19 protein-coding genes and 1 tRNA gene are annotated in these 20593 nt (G+C 60.8%); 9 read left to right on the forward strand and 11 right to left on the reverse strand.

Going from position 1 to position 20593, the window contains the following annotated elements:
• Window positions 1-19 precede the first annotated feature (19 nt).
• Together grxC and K1567_RS14405 are read right to left on the reverse strand one after the other, a co-directional pair.
• Window positions 20-274, reverse strand: a complete 255-nt coding sequence (gene grxC, locus K1567_RS14400; RefSeq protein WP_034095445.1) for a glutaredoxin 3 — start codon at window positions 272-274, stop codon at window positions 20-22.
• A gap of 1 nt (window position 275) precedes the next feature.
• The gene (locus K1567_RS14405) at window positions 276-689 is read right to left on the reverse strand and encodes a rhodanese-like domain-containing protein (RefSeq protein WP_034095444.1); all 414 of its coding nucleotides are present in this window, start codon (window positions 687-689) and stop codon (window positions 276-278) included.
• A 151-nt stretch (window positions 690-840) separates the two neighbouring features.
• Between K1567_RS14405 and gpmI the strand changes: the two genes are divergently transcribed.
• From gpmI to K1567_RS14430, 5 genes are all read left to right on the forward strand, one after another.
• On the forward strand, window positions 841-2367 hold the full coding sequence (gene gpmI, locus K1567_RS14410; RefSeq protein WP_099313018.1) for a 2,3-bisphosphoglycerate-independent phosphoglycerate mutase: 1527 nt from the start codon (window positions 841-843) through the stop codon (window positions 2365-2367).
• 186 nt (window positions 2368-2553) lie between these two features.
• Window positions 2554-3849: a murein hydrolase activator EnvC gene (locus K1567_RS14415; protein ID WP_034095442.1), complete on the forward strand. Its 1296-nt coding sequence runs from the start codon at window positions 2554-2556 to the stop codon at window positions 3847-3849.
• 31 nt (window positions 3850-3880) lie between these two features.
• On the forward strand, window positions 3881-5197 hold the full coding sequence (locus K1567_RS14420; protein WP_034095441.1) for a S41 family peptidase: 1317 nt from the start codon (window positions 3881-3883) through the stop codon (window positions 5195-5197).
• A gap of 1 nt (window position 5198) precedes the next feature.
• Window positions 5199-5984, forward strand: a complete 786-nt coding sequence (locus K1567_RS14425) for a divergent polysaccharide deacetylase family protein (RefSeq protein WP_034095440.1) — start codon at window positions 5199-5201, stop codon at window positions 5982-5984.
• 65 nt (window positions 5985-6049) lie between these two features.
• Window positions 6050-7630 (forward strand): trypsin-like peptidase domain-containing protein, encoded by a 1581-nt coding sequence (locus K1567_RS14430; RefSeq protein WP_034111379.1) that lies wholly within the window; start codon window positions 6050-6052, stop codon window positions 7628-7630.
• 72 nt (window positions 7631-7702) lie between these two features.
• On the opposite strand, the gene K1567_RS14435 is transcribed toward K1567_RS14430, so the two are convergent.
• The 7 genes from K1567_RS14435 to K1567_RS14465 all read right to left on the reverse strand — a co-directional run bounded on the left by K1567_RS14435 (window position 7703) and on the right by K1567_RS14465 (window position 13597).
• Window positions 7703-8458: an ABC transporter substrate-binding protein gene (locus K1567_RS14435; RefSeq protein ID WP_034095438.1), complete on the reverse strand. Its 756-nt coding sequence runs from the start codon at window positions 8456-8458 to the stop codon at window positions 7703-7705.
• Window positions 8459-8524: 66 nt separating this feature from the next.
• Window positions 8525-9295, reverse strand: a complete 771-nt coding sequence (gene hisF, locus K1567_RS14440; protein ID WP_003171107.1) for an imidazole glycerol phosphate synthase subunit HisF — start codon at window positions 9293-9295, stop codon at window positions 8525-8527.
• An 83-nt stretch (window positions 9296-9378) separates the two neighbouring features.
• Complete coding sequence (gene hisA, locus K1567_RS14445) at window positions 9379-10128, reverse strand: 1-(5-phosphoribosyl)-5-[(5-phosphoribosylamino)methylideneamino]imidazole-4-carboxamide isomerase (RefSeq protein ID WP_034095437.1); 750 nt, start codon at window positions 10126-10128, stop codon at window positions 9379-9381.
• Window positions 10129-10167: 39 nt separating this feature from the next.
• Window positions 10168-10425, reverse strand: coding sequence for a DUF2164 domain-containing protein (locus tag K1567_RS14450; protein WP_034095436.1), 258 nt, complete (start codon window positions 10423-10425; stop codon window positions 10168-10170).
• Window positions 10426-11064 carry an imidazole glycerol phosphate synthase subunit HisH gene (gene hisH / locus K1567_RS14455; RefSeq protein ID WP_034095435.1) on the reverse strand — a complete coding sequence of 213 codons (639 nt, stop codon included), beginning with the start codon at window positions 11062-11064 and terminating at the stop codon, window positions 10426-10428.
• Window positions 11064-11657, reverse strand: a complete 594-nt coding sequence (hisB, locus tag K1567_RS14460) for an imidazoleglycerol-phosphate dehydratase HisB (protein ID WP_034095434.1) — start codon at window positions 11655-11657, stop codon at window positions 11064-11066. Before hisB ends, hisH begins: the two co-directional genes overlap by 1 nt.
• 278 nt (window positions 11658-11935) lie before the next feature.
• On the reverse strand, window positions 11936-13597 hold the full coding sequence (locus K1567_RS14465) for an OFA family MFS transporter (protein WP_034095433.1): 1662 nt from the start codon (window positions 13595-13597) through the stop codon (window positions 11936-11938).
• A gap of 326 nt (window positions 13598-13923) precedes the next feature.
• On the opposite strand from K1567_RS14465, the gene K1567_RS14470 reads away from it, so the two are divergent.
• The 4 genes from K1567_RS14470 to K1567_RS14485 all read left to right on the forward strand — a co-directional run bounded on the left by K1567_RS14470 (window position 13924) and on the right by K1567_RS14485 (window position 17655).
• Window positions 13924-16143, forward strand: a complete 2220-nt coding sequence (locus K1567_RS14470; protein WP_034111378.1) for an AsmA family protein — start codon at window positions 13924-13926, stop codon at window positions 16141-16143.
• A complete protein-coding gene (gene mutY, locus K1567_RS14475) occupies window positions 16140-17207 on the forward strand; it encodes an A/G-specific adenine glycosylase (protein ID WP_034095431.1) in 1068 nt (355 codons plus the stop codon). Before K1567_RS14470 ends, mutY begins: the two co-directional genes overlap by 4 nt.
• A complete protein-coding gene (locus K1567_RS14480) occupies window positions 17204-17476 on the forward strand; it encodes an oxidative damage protection protein (protein ID WP_034095430.1) in 273 nt (90 codons plus the stop codon). The genes mutY and K1567_RS14480 overlap by 4 nt, the downstream gene beginning before the upstream one ends.
• 103 nt (window positions 17477-17579) lie before the next feature.
• Window positions 17580-17655, forward strand: a tRNA-Phe gene (locus K1567_RS14485).
• A gap of 166 nt (window positions 17656-17821) precedes the next feature.
• Here the strand turns inward: K1567_RS14485 and K1567_RS14490 are convergent.
• Window positions 17822-19429 carry a glycosyltransferase family 39 protein gene (locus K1567_RS14490; RefSeq protein WP_034111376.1) on the reverse strand — a complete coding sequence of 536 codons (1608 nt, stop codon included), beginning with the start codon at window positions 19427-19429 and terminating at the stop codon, window positions 17822-17824.
• Window positions 19430-19516: 87 nt separating this feature from the next.
• Window positions 19517-20482: an arsenic resistance protein gene (locus K1567_RS14495; protein WP_034111374.1), complete on the reverse strand. Its 966-nt coding sequence runs from the start codon at window positions 20480-20482 to the stop codon at window positions 19517-19519.
• Window positions 20483-20593 lie beyond the last annotated feature (111 nt).

Below are 20593 nucleotides of genomic sequence, written 5' to 3' on the forward strand. Positions count from 1 at the left end.
GTCTTTAAGGGTTTGGGAGTCAGGCGGCCAGCAGCGCATCGAGTTTACCGGCGCGCTCCAAAGCAAACAGGTCATCGCAACCACCGACGTGCTGGGTGCCGATCCAGATCTGCGGCACGGACGTACGCCCCGCTTTCTGGGCCATTTCGGCACGCACCTGGGGCTTACCGTCGACCTTGATCTCTTCGAACGCAACGCCCTTCTTCTCAAGCAGGGCCTTGGCCCGCATGCAGTACGGGCACCAATCGCTGGAATATACGACGACCTGGCTCATATCACTTCACCAGCGGCAGGTTATCGGCGCGCCAGCTGCTGATGCCACCGGAGAGCTTGGCGGCGGTGAAGCCGCTCTTGAGCATCTCGCGGGCATGGGTACCGGCGTGCTGGCCCTGGGCGTCGACCAGGATGATGGTCTTGGCCTTGTGCTTTTCCAGCTCGGCCAGGCGGGCGATCAGCTTGTCCTGGGGGATGTTCAATGCGCCGACGATATGGCCGGTGGCGAAATCCTTGGCCGGGCGGATATCCACCACAACGGCCTCATCCTTGTTGACCAGTGCGGTCAGTTCCGACGTGCTCAGGCTGCGGCCACCACGGCTCATTTCATGAGCGATCAGCAGCGCCAGCAGAATGACAAAGGCACCCACGAGCAGATAATGGGCAGTGGCAAATGCAATCAGGTGATCAACCATCAAGGAGGTTCCAGGGCGTTAAAATGGCGGTAAGTATACACAGCCGCCAGGGGGGGCCAACCCCCGTAAAGCGGTGACGTGCTCGGAACTTCGCTTTAAACTGCCACTCCCTTTTCAATTGCCTTCCTTTATTAACGCCGCGAGAGGATCTATGACTACCACGCCTAAACCTTTGGTCCTGATAATTCTCGATGGCTTCGGACACAGTGAAAGCCACCACGACAACGCCGTATACGCGGCTAACAAGCCCGTCCTCGACCGCCTCACGGCCAGCGTACCCAACGGCCTGATTTCCGGTTCGGGCATGGACGTGGGCCTGCCGGACGGCCAGATGGGCAACTCGGAAGTCGGCCACATGAATCTCGGCGCCGGACGAGTGGTCTATCAGGACTTCACCCGCGTGACCAAAGCGATCCGCGATGGCGAGTTCTTCGAGAACCCGACCATCTGCGCGGCGGTGGATAAAGCAGTCGCGGCCGGCAAGGCCGTGCACTTCATGGGTCTGCTGTCCGACGGCGGCGTGCACAGCCATCAGGACCATTTGGTGGCCATGGCCGAACTGGCCTTTAAGCGCGGCGCCGATAAGATTTACCTGCACGCCTTCCTCGACGGTCGCGACACACCGCCTAAAAGCGCGCAATCGTCCATCGAACTGCTGGATGCCACCTTTACCGCGCTGGGCAAGGGCCGCATCGCCAGCCTGATCGGCCGTTACTTCGCCATGGACCGCGACAATCGCTGGGACCGCGTCTCCCAAGCCTACAACCTGATCGTCGACGGCCAGGCCGAGTTCAACGCCGCCACCGCCCAGGAAGGTCTCGAAGCCGCCTACGCCCGCGGCGAGAGCGATGAGTTCGTCAAGGCCACCACCATCGGCGAGCCGGTCAAAGTCGAAGACGGCGATGCCGTGGTGTTCATGAACTTCCGTGCCGACCGTGCCCGCGAGCTGAGCCGCGTATTCGTTGAAGACGACTTCAAGGAATTCGAACGGGCCCGCCAGCCGAAAGTGCAATACGTCGGCCTGACCCAATACGCCGCCAGCATTCCCGCCCCCGCAGCTTTCGCGCCGGGCAGCCTGGACAACGTGCTTGGCGACTACCTGGCGAAAAACGGCAAGACCCAACTGCGTATCGCTGAAACCGAGAAATACGCTCACGTGACCTTCTTCTTCTCCGGCGGTCGTGAAGAACCGTTCCCAGGCGAAGAGCGCATCCTGATTCCATCGCCGAAAGTCGCCACCTACGATCTGCAGCCGGAAATGAGCGCACCGGAAGTCACCGACAAAATCGTCGACGCCATCGACCACCAGCGTTACGACGTGATCGTGGTCAACTACGCCAACGGGGACATGGTCGGCCATAGCGGCAACCTGGAAGCCGCAACCAAGGCGGTGGAATGCCTGGATACCTGCGTCGGCCGCATCGTTGACGCCCTGGAAAAAGTCGGCGGCGAAGCGCTGATCACGGCGGACCACGGCAACTGCGAGCAGATGTCCGACGAATCCACCGGCCAGGCTCACACCGCCCACACCACCGAGCCCGTGCCGTTCATCTACGTCGGCAAGCGCGATTTCAAAGTGCGTAAAGGCGGCGTGCTGGCGGATGTGGCACCGACCATGCTGATGCTGATGGGGTTGGAGAAGCCCAAAGAGATGACTGGCACCTCAATCCTGGTCTGATCCAAACAAACAGTGTGAGAGGGCTTTCCCCCTCCCACACTGGCTTTTAAGTGTTTGGCAGATATCTTTTTGCCATACCACCGCCACTCGGCGCCTATCTTGTCCGCTTGCCCGAATTGGGCGTTTTTTTTGCAGCGCTTGGCGGGCATACTAGGCCGTCCCTTTCCCCTGGTGTCGCCCGCCTCTATGCTTCGCGCCTTGATTACCCTTGTTCTTGTCTGCCTGCTCCAACCGGCGTTTGCCGACGAGCGCGCACAAACCCAACAACAGTTGGACGCTACGCGTCAGGACATTGCCGAGCTGAAGAAGCTGCTTGGCAAACTCCAGGAAGAAAAATCCGGAGTGCAAAAGGACCTGCGCGGTACAGAAACCGAAATGGGCAAGCTGGAGAAGCAAGTCCAGGAGTTGCAAAAAGAACTAAAGAAGAGCGAGTCGGAACTGGAGCGACTCGACGCTGAGAAAAAAAAACTCCAGAGCGCACGCGTTGAACAGCAACGCCTGATCGCGATCCAGGCCCGCGCCGCTTACCAGAGCGGCCGCCAGGAGTACCTCAAGCTGCTGCTCAACCAGCAAAACCCGGAAAAATTCGCGCGCACCCTTACCTATTACGATTACCTGAGCAAGGCCCGTCTGGAGCAATTGAAAAGCTTCAACGAGACCCTGCGCCAGTTGGTGAACGTGGAGCAGGAAATCGCCAACCAGCAGTCTCAGCTGGAGGACCAGAAAAGCAGCCTCAATGCCCAGCGCGACGAACTGGACAAGGTTCGCAAGGAACGCCAACTGGCGCTGGCCAAGCTCAACGACGACGTAAAAGCCCGCGATGCCAAGTTGCAGGCCCGCGAGCAGGACCAGGCCGACCTGGCCAAAGTACTAAAGACCATCGAAGAGACCCTGGCCCGCCAGGCGCGCGAGGCCGAAGAAGCGCGGCAAAAAGCCCTGATCGCCCAGCAGGAAGCGGAAAAAAAGCGTCAGCGCGAAGCTGAACTGGCGGCCACCACCGACGCTCCGGCACCGCGCAAACCGGCACATACAGCGCCGGGGCCACTGGTTTCCAGCGCCGGCGAGTCCTTCGGCGGCCCCTTTGCTTCGGCGCGAGGCAAACTTCCATGGCCAGTTGATGGTCGACTATTGGCACGCTTTGGGGAAACCCGTGGCGATGACACCCGCGCCAAATGGGACGGGGTGATGATCAGCGCCGCCGCCGGCAGCCCGGTCCACGCCGTACACGGCGGGCGCGTGGTGTTTGCCGATTGGTTGCGCGGCGCCGGTTTGTTGGTGATTCTCGACCACGGCAATGGCTATTTGAGCCTTTACGGCCACAATCAGACATTACTCAAGTCGGCAGGTGATGTTGTAAAAGCCGGTGAGTCCATCTCCACTGTCGGTAACAGTGGCGGCCAGGACACCCCGGCGCTGTACTTCGCTATTCGTCAGCAGGGTCGCCCGAGCGATCCCGCACAATGGTGCAGAACCCAAGGATAAGGGTCGCATCTACATTAGGAGTTCGTTCGACATGCTGCATTTGTCCCGCCTCACTTCGCTGGCCCTGACGATCGCTCTGGTGATCGGCGCGCCTCTGGCTTTGGCCGACCAGGCCGCTCCGGCTGCACCCGCCGCCACGGCCGCGACCACCAAGGCGCCGTTGCCGCTGGATGAGCTGCGCACGTTCGCCGAGGTCATGGACCGGATCAAGGCAGCCTACGTTGAACCCGTGGACGACAAGACCCTGCTGGAAAATGCCATCAAGGGCATGCTCAGCAACCTCGACCCACACTCCGCCTACCTGGGCCCGGAAGATTTCGCCGAGCTGCAGGAGAGCACCAGCGGTGAATTCGGTGGCCTGGGCATCGAGGTCGGCTCCGAAGACGGCAATATCAAAGTGGTCTCGCCGATCGACGACACCCCTGCTTCCAAGGCCGGCATCCAGGCCGGCGACTTTATCGTCAAGATCAATGGTCAGCCGACCCGCGGCCAGAGCATGACCGAAGCCGTCGACAAGATGCGCGGCAAGATCGGCCAGAAAATCACCCTGACCCTGGTGCGCGACGGCGGTAACCCGTTCGACGTGACGCTGACCCGCGCGACCATCACGGTCAAGAGCGTGAAGAGCCAGTTGCTGGAGTCGGGCTACGGCTACATCCGCATCACCCAGTTCCAAGTCAAGACCGGCGACGAAGTAGCCAAGGCCCTGGCCAAGCTGCGCAAGGATAACGGCAAGAAACTCAACGGCATTGTGCTCGACCTGCGCAATAACCCCGGCGGCGTCTTACAGTCGGCGGTGGAAGTGGTGGACCACTTCATCACCAAAGGGTTGATCGTGTACACCAAGGGCCGTATCGCCAACTCCGAGCTGCGCTTCTCGGCCACCGGTAACGACCTCAGCGAGAACGTGCCATTGGCCGTGCTGATCAACGGCGGCAGTGCCTCGGCCTCGGAGATCGTCGCCGGCGCTCTGCAAGACCAGAAACGCGGCGTGCTGATGGGCACCACCAGCTTCGGCAAAGGCTCGGTACAGACCGTGCTGCCGCTGAACAATGAGCGCGCCCTGAAGATCACCACCGCGCTGTACTACACGCCGAACGGCCGTTCGATCCAGGCCCAGGGCATCGTGCCGGACATCGAAGTGCGCAAAGCCAAGATCACCAACGAGATCGATAGCGAGTATTACAAAGAGGCCGACCTGCAAGGTCACCTGGGCAATGGCAACGGCGGCGCCGATCAGCCGACCGGCAGCGGCGCCAAAGCCAAGCCGATGCCCCAGGACGATGATTACCAACTGGCCCAGGCGCTGAGCCTGCTCAAGGGTTTGAGCATCACGCGCAGCCGTTGATATGCGTTTTGCCCTGATCATCGCCGTGCTGTGCAGCCTGGCAGGCGTCGCCCATGCGACGCCTGCCAGCCAGACACACAAAGCCTACCTGACCCTCATCATCGACGACCTCGGGCAGAACCTGCCCAGGGATCGTCGCGTGCTGGCCCTGCCCGGCCCCGTGACCACCGCGATCATGCCCGACACACCCCACGCCGCCGAATTCGCCCGCGAAGCGCACAAGGCCGGCAAGATCGTGATCCTGCACATGCCCATGGACCCGGCCACGGGCCCGTTCGCCTGGCACCCGGAGCTACCGATCGAAGAACTCGGCAAACGCTTGGAGGCTGCGTTCGACGCTGTGCCGTTTACCGCTGGCATCAATAACCACATGGGCAGCCGCATGACCGCCCAACCGCAGGCCATGGCCTGGTTGATGGGTGAATTGCAACGGCGCCACAAGTTCTTCGTCGACAGTCGCACCAGCGCACAAACCGTGGCCGCCGCCGAAGCACAGAAAATCGGCCTGGCCAGTGTCTCGCGGGATGTGTTTCTCGACGACGAACGCACCGAAGCGGCCATCACCACGCAGTTGCAAACCGCGATCAAGCTCGCCCACAAACAGGGCTCGGCGGTGATGATCGGCCACCCTTATCCACAAACCCTGGCGGTGCTGGAACGTGAGCTGCCCAAGCTCAAGGCTCAGGGCGTCGAGTGGATCGATATCAAGTCGATGATCAGCGTGCGTAGCAACCGTGCGATGGCAGGCCACGGTCGAGACGGCACTTACCGGCCGGCCCCTAGATAACTACAGCTCGTCGCGCTTCCCGGTCCTGAATAGTGAACCCTCCGTTCACTATTCAAGGGCATTTCATGAACACCATCAGCGTGGTTATTTCGGGGCTGCTGCTCGGTAGCCTCAGCGGCTTGCTGTATGCCGCACCCAAGGATTTCGGCGAGGGCCTGGTCAACCACCACTCAGCCCGCTTGCTGAGCAATGCACAGCATCAGCACGATCATTGGAGCGGCGTGGGTCGCATCAGAAACGAAAACCAAACCCTCTGCACCGCCAGCCTACTGGACACTCGCAGCGCCGAAGGCATATCCGGGCCGGCCTATGTGCTGACCAGCAGCCACTGCCTGCATCGCCTCAACGGCGCCGTGCAGCGGGATCTGCCGATCAAGGGCAATATCAGCTTCAATTACTTTGACGACACCCTCGAAACCATCAAGACCTTTCCCCTCAAAACCTTGAAATGGGGCAGCAGCCAAGGTGTGGACTTGGCGATCATTGAGTTGCAGGCGTCACTGGCCGATTTAATTAAAGCCGGCATCACCCCGCTGAAGCTGGCCAGCCAAGTCCCGGCTACGGGGGATGACATTCTCGCCTTGGCTGCGCCGGAATGGGACACCTTGCATCTATCCGCTTGCAGTCAACAGGTCTCACAGGAATTGGTGGAGCAACCGTTCGTATGGCGCGTCACCATGAAGAACCAATGCAAGAACATCGGCCTCGGCGGTTTCGGCGGCCCCTTGCTCGACCGCGCCACCAATACCCTGTTCGGCGTCCTCAGCACCAGCACCGCCGGCCAGCCCGAGGAGCGCAAATGCCAACGCGACGCCCCCTGTGAAATCCAGAATGGCATGCCCCTCTGGCACCCGGATACCAACTACGGCAGCCCGGTGACCTTTCTGAATGCGTGTTTCGTCGATGGCATGCTCAAGGCCGACGACGAACACTGCGAGCTATACCCGACCACGTCCATTACGTTCAGGAACCCTGAGCCTATCCAGCAATACTTCCTGAAAAAAACCGGCAGCCGACAGCAGAACATCGTGCCGCGGTGGAACCTGGCGTTCACCGTCAACACACCGTTCTATCGATACAAAACCACTCGCCGCGCGATTGATTGCGAAAATCCGGTGTCCTACAGCGCGCCCATCAGCGCGGCAGACGCCTTAGTGAAGGATCCCATCGGACCGCAAACCGGCATGCACATGTTGTGTATCGTCGGTGTGAGTTCCGCCGATCAGCGGACCACCCATGGCATGATGAGAAACGCCCTGACCCTGGCGGTAGAACTAGCCGAACCTGGGCCGGCACGCACACCCAACCTGACAATCAGCTTGGATAAACAAGGTTCGGCGGCCTACACGGTTATCTGGAACCTGGCCCCTCCCTTTATGAGTCGCTACACCTACAAATATGGTCCGGCCGCCACCACCGATTGCCTGCGGCCTGTTGATTACCACAACATCCCTGAACCCGTTCCGGCTGAAGACGATGACATCATCGATCTGTTCTACGCCCCCAATGACGCTGCCGATGGTTCTCAGGAAAAGTACGCTCAGCTCATCAATGCCTGGAGCACGCCGTACAAGATCTGCACCTATGCGTTTGACCAGGCGGATCAGCCGTCGACCCTGCGCGTGGACCTGCTCAAGCCGCGCTAATCACCCAACCACAAAACGGGTAAGGCAATCTCCAAGTGGAACAACAAAGGCCAACACCGCAGGCAGGTGTAGCTAGAGGTAACGCCCCATGATCTCGCTGACCACGCCGTCCTTGCGCAACTGATCCAGTGCAGCTTGCAGCTTGGCGACGACGTCATCGGGCACGTTTTTATTCAAGGCCAGGTACAGCTGAGCACTGTTGAAACGCAGCACTGTCTTGAGCCCTGTCACCCCCACCTGACGCGCCAGGTAGCGCCCGGCCGGATCACCGGTGGCCCACAGGTCGATCTGGCCCTCCAGCAGCTTTTGCGCATTGTCTTGATCCCGTAGCACCACTACGGGGTTGAGACCTTGCTTCTCCAGGGTCTCGGCAATGGCATCGCCTTTGTAGGCACCGATCTTGTAGCGCCGGGCCTGCCCCAGTTCATCGAGCTGAATCTTGCTGTCTGCCTTTGCCAGTAGCACCCAATCATCGGGGCCGATGGGGCCGACCCATTTGAACAGCGCTTCGCGGTCCGGCAGACGCGCCATCACGAACACACCGTAACCAGGATTTTCCAGGGCGAGTTTATAGATCCGCTCCCAAGGAAAACGCAGGGTGAGGTTGTAGGAAATGCCCGCGCGCTTGAAGGTCTCGCGCACGATGTCCACGGCGATGCCTTCGATGTTCTCGTCCTTGGCGAAGTTCTTGCCGTTTTTCGCCATGTTGTAAGGCGGGAAATTTTCCGTGAGCAGCACCAGGGAGGTGCCAGGCGCCTCTTCGGCGTAGGCCGAACCGGCCAACAGGGCGCAAGTACTGGCGAGGGTGAGCAGCAGGTGTTTGAACATGAAGGTTACCGAAATCCATGGCAAGCGCAGAGAGTGCCGCGCGCCTGCCATGGTGTCCAGCAACGTTTAGCGGACGACGATACCGCGTGCCGCCATGTAGGCTTTGGCCTCAGGGACAGTGTATTCGCCGAAGTGGAAAATACTCGCCGCAAGCACCGCGCTGGCGTGGCCTTCGATGACGCCATCGGCCAGGTGTTGCAGGTTGCCGACACCGCCGGAGGCGATCACCGGAATGCCCAGCGCGTCACTGATGGCACGGGTCACGCCCAGGTCGAAGCCGTTTTTCATGCCGTCCTGATCCATGCTGGTCAACAGGATTTCACCGGCGCCCAGGCCTTCCATTTTCATCGCCCACTCCACCGCGTCGAGCCCGGTGGGCTTGCGGCCGCCGTGGGTGAAGATCTCCCAGCGCGGGGTTTCGCCCGGGCCGGAAACTTTCTTGGCGTCGATGGCCACCACGATGCATTGCGAGCCGAAGTGCTGCGCGGCTTCGCCGACGAATTCCGGGTTGAACACCGCCGCGGTATTGATCGACACCTTGTCCGCGCCGGCATTGAGCAGGTTGCGGATGTCTTGCACGGTGCGCACGCCGCCGCCCACGGTCAGCGGGATAAACACCTGGCTGGCCATGCGTTCGACGGTGTGCAGGGTGGTGTCGCGGCCGTCGACGCTGGCGGTGATATCGAGAAAAGTAATCTCGTCGGCACCTTGCTCATCGTAGCGACGGGCGATTTCCACCGGGTCGCCGGCGTCACGGATGTTCTCGAACTTGACGCCCTTGACCACGCGACCGTTGTCGACGTCCAGGCAAGGGATGATGCGCTTGGCTAAAGCCATGGGCTTATCTCCGATAAGAGTTGCAAGCTTTGAGCTATAAGCTGCAAGTAGAAGCAGATCTGCTTTTACTTGCAGCTTGCAGCTTACGACTTGGAGCTGGCCGCGTAGCTATCACAAAAAGCCTGAGCTTCAGCCACGTCCAGCGTGCCCTCATAGATCGCACGGCCGGTGATCGCGCCGATGATGCCGGGGGCCTTGGCGTCCAGCAGCGACTTGATATCGCCTAGGTTGTGAATGCCGCCCGAAGCGATCACCGGGATGCGCGTGGCCGCAGCCAATGCGGCGGTGAACGGCACATTGCAGCCCTGCATCATGCCGTCTTTGGCGATGTCGGTGTAGACGATGGCGGACACGCCATCGGCTTCGAACTGCTTGGCCAGGTCGATCACCTGCACGGTGCTGATTTCCGCCCAGCCGTCGGTGGCGACGAAACCGTCCTTGGCATCCAGGCCCACGATCACTTTGCCGGGAAACGCACGGCAGGCTTCGGCAACGAAGGCCGGGTCTTTCACGGCCTTGGTGCCGATGATCACGTAGCTCACGCCGGCTTTGACGTAATGCTCGATGGTTTCCAGGGAGCGGATGCCGCCGCCGATCTGGATCGGCAGGTTCGGGTAGCGCTTGGCGATCGCGGTGACCACTTCACCATTGACCGGCTGGCCCTCGAAGGCGCCGTTCAGGTCCACCAGATGCAGACGACGGCAGCCCCCTTCCACCCATTTGGCAGCCATGCTGACCGGGTCATCGGAGAACACGGTGGAGTCTTCCATGCGGCCTTGACGCAGACGTACGCAGGCGCCGTCCTTGAGATCGATAGCGGGGATAATCAGCATCTGGCAAACCTTATTCGATATTCAGCAATGCTTGGGAAATCAGGGTTTCTCAAGCGACCACAGGTCGCTTTCGATGCTTTCGAACCTTTCTTTAAGGAGCGTCTGCGTATCGAAAATCGCCCTGTTGTAATAGTGCGGTGCCACTTCGTTAGTGAACAACTCAAGGATCTCGGCGACCTCGAACGAGCCCAACTTGAGCTCGAAGCGATCCTCCATGAAGCGCTTGATCTTGACGGTAGCCTCACTCTCCTGCTCGGGAGTGAGGGTCAAGATCGGCGGCTTCGGCTTCCTGGCCATTTACCAGCGTCCATCCCAGGCGGCGAAGTTCTGCAGCAATTGCAGGCCATGGGTATGGCTTTTCTCCGGGTGGAACTGCACGGCAAAACGCGAGCCTTCGGCCAGCGCCGCGGCGAAGTCGACGCCGTAGTGCCCGCCACCCACCACCTGACGCGGGTTACCCGCGGCAATGTAGTAGCTATGCACGAAGTAAAAGCGCGCCATGTCGGGGATGTCGTGCCACAGCGGATGGTCCACGGTCTGGCTGACTTGGTTCCAGCCCATGTGCGGGACCTTGAGATGGGCACCGTCTTCGTGCAGGTCTTTGCCGAAGAACTTCACCTGGCCAGGAAACAGACCGATGCAGTCGACGCCGTCGTTCTCTTCGCTGCGTTCGAGCAAGGCTTGCATGCCCACACAGATGCCGAGGAACGGCCGGTCCTGGCTGACTTCGCGCACCAGGCTGTCAAAGCCCAGGCGACGGATCTCGGCCATGCAATCGCGAATCGCACCGACGCCTGGGAACACCACCCGGTCGGCCTCGCGAATAACTTTGGCATCGCTGGTGATCAGCACCTTGCCGGCACCTACATGTTCGAGGGCCTTGGCCACCGAGTGCAGGTTACCCATGCCGTAATCGATAACCGCGACCGTCTGCATTACAGAACGCCCTTGGTCGATGGCATTTGCCCAGCCATGCGCTCGTCCAGCTCCACGGCCATGCGCAGGGCGCGGCCGAAGGCCTTGAACACGGTTTCGATCTGGTGGTGGGTGTTGGTGCCGCGCAGGTTGTCGATGTGCAGGCTGACCAGGGCGTGGTTGACGAAACCCTGGAAGAATTCCTGGAACAGGTCGACGTCGAAGCCACCTACGGTGGCGCGGGTGTAGGGCACGTGCATCTGCAGGCCCGGGCGGCCGGAGAAGTCGATGACCACGCGCGACAGCGCTTCGTCCAGCGGCACATAGGCATGGCCGTAGCGACGGATACCTTTCTTATCGCCGATGGCCTTGGCAAACGCCTGGCCGAGGGTGATGCCGACGTCTTCCACGGTGTGGTGGTCGTCGATGTGCAGGTCGCCCTTGCAGACGATATCCAGGTCGATCAGCCCGTGACGGGCGATCTGGTCCAGCATGTGCTCAAGAAAAGGTACACCGATATCAAATCGGGCCTTTCCGGTGCCATCCAGGTTGATCGAGGCTTTGATCTGGGTTTCCAGAGTGTCGCGCTCGACGGACGCCATACGTTCGGCCATCACCAGCTCCGCAAAATCATTGGGCGAAAAAGGCAGCCATTATAGGGGCGCGGGCGCTAAACAGAAACATCGAAGGGGATAAGACTGATGGAGTGTCTGTGTTAGACATGTGCAGACAAGCGGGCGCCCCAGAATGGGGCGCTGAAGGGATATCTTTTGATGGGAATGTGGGAGCTGGCTGCCTGCGATGCAACTACCTGGGGCCATTCAACTGACCGCAGTGATGCCATCGCGGGCGAGCCCGGCTCCCACAGGAACCGAGCCCCCTCATAAAGGTGTCAGTGGAACAGTACTGCGGTCTTCTGCAGGGTCACCCACACACCCCACGCCAGCGGAATACCTACCACCAGCCACGCAGCGATAGCCAATGGCTTGCTACCGGCAGACGCCTTCCACTCCAGGGAAGTGCTGGCATCAGCACCTTTGTCATGGCCCAGCGCCTGTTCGGCGGCCAGTTCGGCGTCGGTCATGAAGTACTTGTCGGCCACAGGGCGCACCAGCAGGTTGCAGATAAAGCCCAGTACCAGCAGGCCGGCGAGAATGTACAAGGTGATGTCATAGGCCGCGGCGCGCTCGACGCCGATGCTCAGTTGATATTCACGCAGGTAGTTCACCAGCACCGGGCCGAGCACACCGGCCGCCGCCCAGGCGGTCAGCAGACGACCGTGGATCGCGCCGACCATTTGGGTGCCGAACAAGTCGGCCAGGTATGCCGGCACGGTGGCAAAACCACCGCCGTACATCGATAGGATGATGCAGAACGCCGCCACGAACAGCGATACGTTGCCCAGATGCCCCAGGTTCGGGATCAGCGCGTACAGGGCGAAACCCAGAGCGAAGAACACGAAGTAGGTGTTTTTACGGCCCAGGTAGTCGGAAAACGACGCCCAGAAGAACCGGCCACCAATGTTGAACAGGCTCAACAGACCGGTGAAGCCCGCAGCGATGGCCGCGATGGACGCCAGTTGCCCGGCATCCAGCTGACCGAAGGGCACATCCACGCCCAGCAGCTTGCCGCCGAACACTTCCTGCAGCAGCGGCGATGCCATGCCGAGGATGCCGATACCTGCCGAAACGTTCAGGCACAGCACCAGCCACACCAGACGAAATTGCGGGGTCTTCCACGCCACGTTCACGTGTACGTGACGGTGGGTGATCATCGCGTTGCTGGCTTTTTTCGCCGGCGCGGTCCAGCCCTCAGGCTTCCAACCGGTCGGCGGAACGCGGTAGGACAGCGCGCCACCGATCATGAACACGAAATAGATCGCAGCCATCACCAGGAAGCTTTGCCAAACGCCCACGCTGGTGGGCGAAGCGAAATGGCCCATCAATGCCGCAGCCAGCGGCGCACCGACCATCGCGCCGCCGCCGAAGCCCATGATCGCCATGCCGGTGGCCATGCCGCGCTTGTCCGGGAACCACTTGATCAAGGTCGAGACGGGCGAGATATACCCCAGGCCCAGGCCGATACCGCCGATGACGCCGGAACCGATCCACATCAACCAGATCTGGTGGGTATAAATCCCCAACGCCGAGATCAGCAGGCCGCCGCACCAGCACAGCGCCGATACCACACCAGCCTTGCGCGGTCCGGCGTGCTCAAGCCAGCCGCCCCAGATCGCTGCCGAGCAGCCCAGGAAGATAAAGAACAGGGTGTAGATCCAGCCCAGCATCGAGATAGGCCAGTCGCATTGAGACGAGAAGACTTGGGCGATGAAACTCATGTCCGGCGCGCAGGCAACCGGTGCGGTGATACCCAGCGCCTTAGACAGCGGCAGCCAGAACACCGAAAAACCGTAGGCCATGCCGATGCACAGGTGAATGGCCAGGGCGGCCGGCGGGACCAGCCAGCGGTTGAACCCGGGCTTGGCGATAATGCGCTCCTTGGACAGGAACGCAGGCTGTGCGGCTGTAGAAGCGGCCGCAGTGCGAGTGCTCATTAGTGTTTCCCCCAGTTATTGGTATGCGTCCGTCAGGCGCGCTTCCCCCATCGGCCTTGCACGCAAAGCGTGGCCGTTTTATTGAGTGAAACTCCATTTTGGCGCGACGATACGTCGCAGAAGGCAGACGAACGCGCAGAGATTAGCATCTAAAAGCGCGACAAAAACCAAAATGCCATCACCTTTTTAAGGAATTTCGGTTTGTTTGACGTCAAAAACCTGTTCTTGCGGCCATGGATACAATGTAACGATCGATGAACTGACGCAGGCCGTCGGGCGTTATACTCTTCGGCTAATTTTTGAAATCGACATACAAGGACTCGCCCATGAAAGCGTTCGGCAAAATCCTGGGTCTGGTACTTCTCGGGCTGTTGCTGATCATTGTGGCTCTCGGCTTTGCCCTGACCCACCTCTTCGATCCCAACGACTACAAAGAAGAGATTCGCCAGATTGCCCGCGACAAGGCCCACATCGAGCTGACGCTCAATGGCGACATCGGCTGGAGCCTGTTCCCCTGGCTTGGCCTGGAACTGCACGAAGCCAGCGTGGCGACCCTGACCAACCCGACCCAACCGTTCGCCGACCTGCAGATGCTTGGCCTGTCGGTGCGCGTGCTGCCGCTGCTGCGCCGTGAAGTACAGATGAGCGATGTGCGCGTCGAAGGCTTGAACCTGCGCCTGAACCGCGACAAGCAGGGCCACGGCAACTGGGAAGACATCGGCAAAAACGTCCCCGACCCCGCCGAGGCTACCGCCAGTGCGCCCACGCCGGCGCAGCCACCTGCTGAGGTCAAACCGGAAAAACCGGCCCAACCCATCCGCCTGGACATCGACAGCCTGACCATCAACAACGCCCGGGTCGAATACAACGACGAGCAGACCGGCAAGCAGTTCAGCGCCGAAAGCATCCAGTTGAGCGCAGGCGCCATTCATGAAGGCGCCAGCATCCCGGTCAAGCTCACCGCATTCTTCGGCAGCAATCAGCCAGTGATGCGCCTCAAGACCGAACTGACGGGCAACCTGCGCATCCAGCGCGCTCTCAAGCGCTACCAGTTCGAAGACATGCGTATCAGCGGCGAAGCCACCGGCGAACCGCTGCAAGGCAAGACCGTGACCTTCTCCACCCAAGGCCAACTGCTGGTGGATCAAGCGGCCAACATCGCCGAATGGACCAATTTGAAACTGTCGGCCAACCAGCTGCGCGCGCTGGGCGAATTGAAAGTCAACGACCTAGATAAGACTCCACAGCTCAGCGGCGCGTTGTCGATCGCTCAGTTTGACCTGGCCAAGTTCCTCGACAGCGTGGGCAACCCGCTGCCGCCGATGGCCGAAGGCAGCCTGAGCAAAGTCGAACTGGTCAGCCGCCTCAAGGGCACGCCCACCAGCCTGGCCTTGGAAGACCTGAACCTGAAACTCGACGGCAGCACCTTCACCGGTCGCGTCGCCGTGGACGACTTCGCCAAGCAGTCGCTGCGTGTCCAACTCAAGGGCGACACCTTCAACGCCGACAATTACCTGCCGGCCAAATCCGAATCCGCCAAAGGCGCCAGCGCCGCACGCCAGGCCGAAGTCCAGAACAGCGAAGCCGGCGCGATGGCCGCCGGCGGCACCACACCACTGCCGGAGGCTCCGACCAAAGGCGCCTGGAGCACCGACAAACTGCTGCCGCTGACGCGCCTGCGCACCCTCGACGTCAATGCCGACCTCGCCTTCGGCCAACTGACCCTGAGCAAGCTGCCGATCCAGAATGCAGTGCTCAAAGCATCCGGCATCGATGGCCAGCTCAAGCTCGAAACCTTGAGTGGCGGGCTCTATAACGGCTCCTTCCAGGCCAACGGCAATCTGGATGTACGCCAGGACATTCCGGTACTGGCGCTGCAAAGCCGCATCAAGCAAGTGCCTGTCGAACGCATCCTGCAAGCCCAGGGGCAAACGCCGCCGGTCAAAGGCCAGGTGACGCTCGACAGCAACCTCACCGGTCGCGGCAACAGCCAGAAAGCCCTGATCGACAGCCTCAACGGTACCGCCAGCTTTGTGATCAACAACGGCGTGCTGCTCAACGCCAACCTTGAACAGCAACTGTGCACCGGCATCGCCTTGCTCAATCGCAAGACCTTGAGCGGCGAGCAACGCGGCAAGGACACGCCCTTCCAGGAACTCAAAGGCAACCTGACCTTCCGTAATGGCGTGGCCAACAATCCGGACCTGAAAGTGCGCATCCCGGGCCTGACGGTCAATGGCAACGGCGATGTTGACCTGCGGGTGCTGGGCATGGATTACCGCGTGGGCATCATTGTCGAAGGCGACCAGCGCGAAGTGCCGGACCCGGCCTGCGAGGTGGGTGCCAACTTCCAGGGCATCGAAGTACCGCTGCGCTGCCGTGGCCCGCTGGAGCTGGGCGCCAAGGCGTGTCGCCTGGACAAGGACGGCCTCGGTCAGGTCGCTATCAAGGCCGCCGGCAACCGTCTCAACGAGAAGCTCGAAGAGAAACTCGACAAGGTCAACCCGCAACTCAAAGACGCGCTCAAAGGCCTGTTCAAACGATGAGAGACGAGCAGTTTTCAACGGCGGTGCTGGACTGGTACGACCGCCACGGTCGCCATGACCTGCCTTGGCAACAGGGCATAACACCCTACCGGGTGTGGGTCTCGGAGATCATGTTGCAGCAGACCCAGGTGAGCACCGTGCTCAATTACTTCGACCGGTTCATGGCGTCCCTGCCAACGGTCGAAGCCCTGGCCGCCGCACCGGAAGACGAGGTGCTGCATCTGTGGACCGGCCTGGGTTACTACACCCGCGCACGCAACCTGCAAAAAACCGCGAAAATCGTGGTCGCCGAGTACGGCGGCGAGTTTCCGCGGAGCGTGGAAAAACTCACCGAGCTACCCGGCATCGGCCTGTCCACTGCCGGCGCGATCGCCAGCCTGAGCATGGGCCTGCGTGCACCGATCCTCGACGGCAACGTCAAGCGTGTGCTGGCACGGTTTACCGCGCAAGAGGGCTACCCAGGCGAACCCAAGGTGGCCAAGCAACTGTGGGCCACCGCCGAACGCTTCACGCCCCATGATCGGGTCAACGCCTACACCCAGGCCATGATGGACATGGGCGCCACCCTCTGCACTCGCAGCAAACCCAGCTGCCTGTTGTGCCCGCTGGAAAAAAGCTGCGAAGCACACATGCTTGGCCTGGAGACGCGCTACCCGATCCCGAAACCGCGTAAGAGCATTCCGCAGAAGCGTACGTTGATGCCGATGCTGGCCAATGCCGAGGGCGCGATTCTGCTTTACCGTCGCCCGTCCACCGGCCTGTGGGGCGGCCTGTGGAGCCTGCCGGAACTGGACGAGTTGCAAGACCTGGAACACCTCGCCCACCAGCATGCCCTTGAGTTGGGCACGCAACAGGAACTGCCGGGGCTGATCCACACCTTCAGCCACTTCCAACTGGCCATCGAACCCTGGCTGGTCCAAGTGCAGGAATCCGCCCATCACGTGGCCGAGGCCGACTGGCTCTGGTATAACCTCGCCACCCCGCCGCGCCTGGGCCTTGCCGCCCCGGTGAAAAAACTGCTCAAACGCGCGGCCGATGTATTGAACGCAGGAGAGTCGTCATGACCCGCACCGTAATGTGCCGCAAGTACAAAGAACAATTGCCCGCCCTGGAACGCCCTCCGTATCCGGGCGCCAAGGGCCAGGACATCTACGAAAACGTCTCCGCCAAGGCCTGGGCCGATTGGCAGAAGCACCAGACCCTGCTCATCAACGAAAAACGCCTGAACATGATGAACGCCGAAGACCGCAAATACCTGCAAGGCGAAATGGACAAGTTCTTTTCCGGCGAGGATTACGCCAAGGCCGAAGGCTACGTACCACCTGCTCAATAACTGATCAAAAACCGGGGTCGGAACGTAAGCGACGGTAATAATTAAATATTTTTTGAAAACTTGCTTGACGACCCCCTGAAAAACCCGTTTAATGCGCCCCGTTGCCCAGATAGCTCAGTCGGTAGAGCAGGGGATTGAAAATCCCCGTGTCGGCGGTTCGATTCCGTCTCTGGGCACCACTCATTAGTTTCAGGTGGTGCACATATCATCTGAAACACATAAGAAACCCGCCTAGTGCGGGTTTTTTATTGCCTGGGATTTGACGCCCCCAGGCCTGTTCGAAGCAACGAACCGTTCCATTAGCCCCACTCCTTCGAGGCTTTCCCGCGAGACAAAAAACTCACCTCACTCCAGCAAAAACACCATCAGCGGATTGTCATTCAACCGCCCATTGAGCGCCGGAGCCAGATGCTCCAACGGTGTTTGCTTCAACAGCGCAGTTTCCTTGCGCGCTACGATCACCCAGGCCGGACGCGGTAACGTGGCCAGGCGCTGTACTTGATCACGACCGACGAACAGCGGCTGTTCATCGTGATCCAGGTTCATCATGTAGCGCACCGCCCAGGTGTCCCGCCCCAGATTGACGAACACCAACGGCCCCGGCCGCGCGGCACGCAGCGCCTCGACCTGGCCGACAAAATGGCGTGTATCGAATTGCAGATCTTTAGCCGGCTCCACCACGCTCACCAGCAGCAACCATTGCCCCAGCAACGCAATCAGACTGAGCCACACCAGGCGCCGCGGCCGACGCCAGCTGATCAGCGCGGCCACTTGCATCACCAGCAGCGCGCCGATCAGCAACGGCAATGAGACGCCTGGCCAGTAGCCGTGCTTCTGCCATGTGTGTCGACACACAAACACCACAACCACACACAAGGTCGGCAGCGCCGCGACAAGCACCTCATAGCAGCGGCGCACGCCGATCAGCCAGCTTTGCGCCTGGAGTAGCCCGTAGGCGGCGACAGCGGCGAACATCGGTACCATCGGCAGGATGTAATACGCCCGCTTGAAGTGCGGCACCGACAACCCGAGCAGGATCATCAAACCACAGGCGCCCAATCGCACCACGAGCTGCATATCATCATTCGCCCAGCGCGCAGACCAGCGATGACGCAACGCAAACAACGTTGCCAGCGCCAGGGGCACCACGGGGAAGTAGCGGTACAAACTCAACTGGAAGTAGAAATAGAACGGCTCGCCGCTTTCATCCAGGCGCCCGCCCACCTGCATTCTAAATACCTCGGCGGCAAACCCATCGCCACCGCTCAAGCGTGCGAGCTCCATCAGCAACCACCAGCACGCCGCCAGCAGTATCAACCCGATAACCCCATGGACAAGCACCTGCCTGACCCGCTCGCCCGGCTTTCCCAACGCCCAATACACGCACACCACACCGCAGACCTCGATCAACCCCAGCGGCCCGCGTATCGCAAAGCCCAGCACGAATAGTGGGAAGACCGCCAGTTGCCTGAATCGTGAACCCAAGCGCTCCCCCGTGTGCAGCAGATAGAAACTACCTACACACAGCAACGCAACCATCTGATCCAGACATACCGAACGGGACTTTTCGAGCAATTGAGTGGTGAGCAATGTCAGCAGCACGCTGAGCAGCGCCCACTGGCGGCTTGACGGAGCCAGCAAGCGATAGATCAAGGCCACGACCCCAGCAGAAGCCAGCGCCGTGGGCATTACATTGGCCAAGTGATTGGGCGCGCCGAACAGACGGGCAAACAGGTAACTGAAGAAGGTCGCGGTGCCAGGATAGTCCGCGTAAGGCTGGCCGTACGTCGTAGGAAAAAGACTGGCGCCGTGGCGATACATTTCTTGCAGGAACAGCGCCCAGCGCCCGTCAAATCCCTGCGGCTGCTGGTCCCAGATGCCCAGCGTAAACAGCATCAGGGCGAACAAAAAAATGCCCAGGGACTCCAGGCGAAAGCGGTTGCGGTGGTCCATCGTTTAACCTGTCAGGTAGAAAGCGCCGACCTATGGTGCCGGTCGCCCTGCTGAATAGCGCCTGAACAACCCTCAATATTTCACCCTTCAGCGCCCGCCACGCCATACCAGTGCGGGCACCAGGCGCACGTAGATCAATTCGCCGACCAGCTCCACCAGGGTTTGCAGGATGACCGCCGTCGCGGCCAGCCCACGCACCTCCTCGGGCAATGCCAACGCCAGCGGCAGCACCACCAGCGAATTGCGCGTCGACGCGCTGAACGTCACCGCCCGCGCGGGCGCACTCGGCAACGCGAACAGCCGCGCGGCCAAGGCGCCCGTCAGCGGCGCCAGCAACAGGAAACCTACATAGGCCGGAATGACCGGCAGCAACAGGCTGAAATCGCGCACCACCGACGTGATCTGCGAACCGATCACCACAAACAGCACCAGCGCCATCGCCGGCACCGGCAGCCAGGCCCAAGCCGCGTTCCAAGCGCCGACGACTGCCGACCTGCGCGCCACAAACGTGGTCGCCACCGCCGCCACCATCGGCACCACAATCAGCAGCACAAATGCCTGCACAAACGGCTGCGCGTCAATCACTACGCCGGATTGCGACCCCAGCATCAGCCCCAAGTACAGCGGCAACAACAGCAACTGCAGCAACAGCAGCACCGGCGTCGCCGCGAGCATCAAGCGTGAATCGCCCTTGCCGATATGGGTAAACACCACCACGTAATCGATGCACGGCGTCAGCAACACCAGCAACGCCCCCACCAGCAGCGCCGGACGCTCCGCCAAGCCAAAGGTCAGCCCCCACACCAGCAAGGGCACCAGGATGAAATTAGCCAGCAGCAAGGCCGCCATAAAGCGCTTGTGGCTCAAACCTTCGCGCAGGTCCAGAAACGGAATTTGCAGGAACATCGCGTACATCAGCACCGCGATGGCCGGAGTGATCCACACACCCAGGCCGTGCCCCCACGAAGGCGCAAGCAGGCCGAAGCCGACAGCCAGGAGGACGGTGATGAAGTAGATAGGGATCTGGTGATGTTCGAGGGTGTCGCGGGTCATGGAAACGCCCTGGTGGAACGCAAAAGCGCAAGCGTAAGCATCTACTGGCGTGATTACCAGGCAAGCGGCTGGAACGGCGAGAACATGTCAGCCAATTAATGGCGGATACCC

The sequence above is a fragment of the Pseudomonas sp. S5F11 genome, assembly GCF_019641515.1.
GTDB lineage: Bacteria > Pseudomonadota > Gammaproteobacteria > Pseudomonadales > Pseudomonadaceae > Aquipseudomonas > Aquipseudomonas rhodesiae.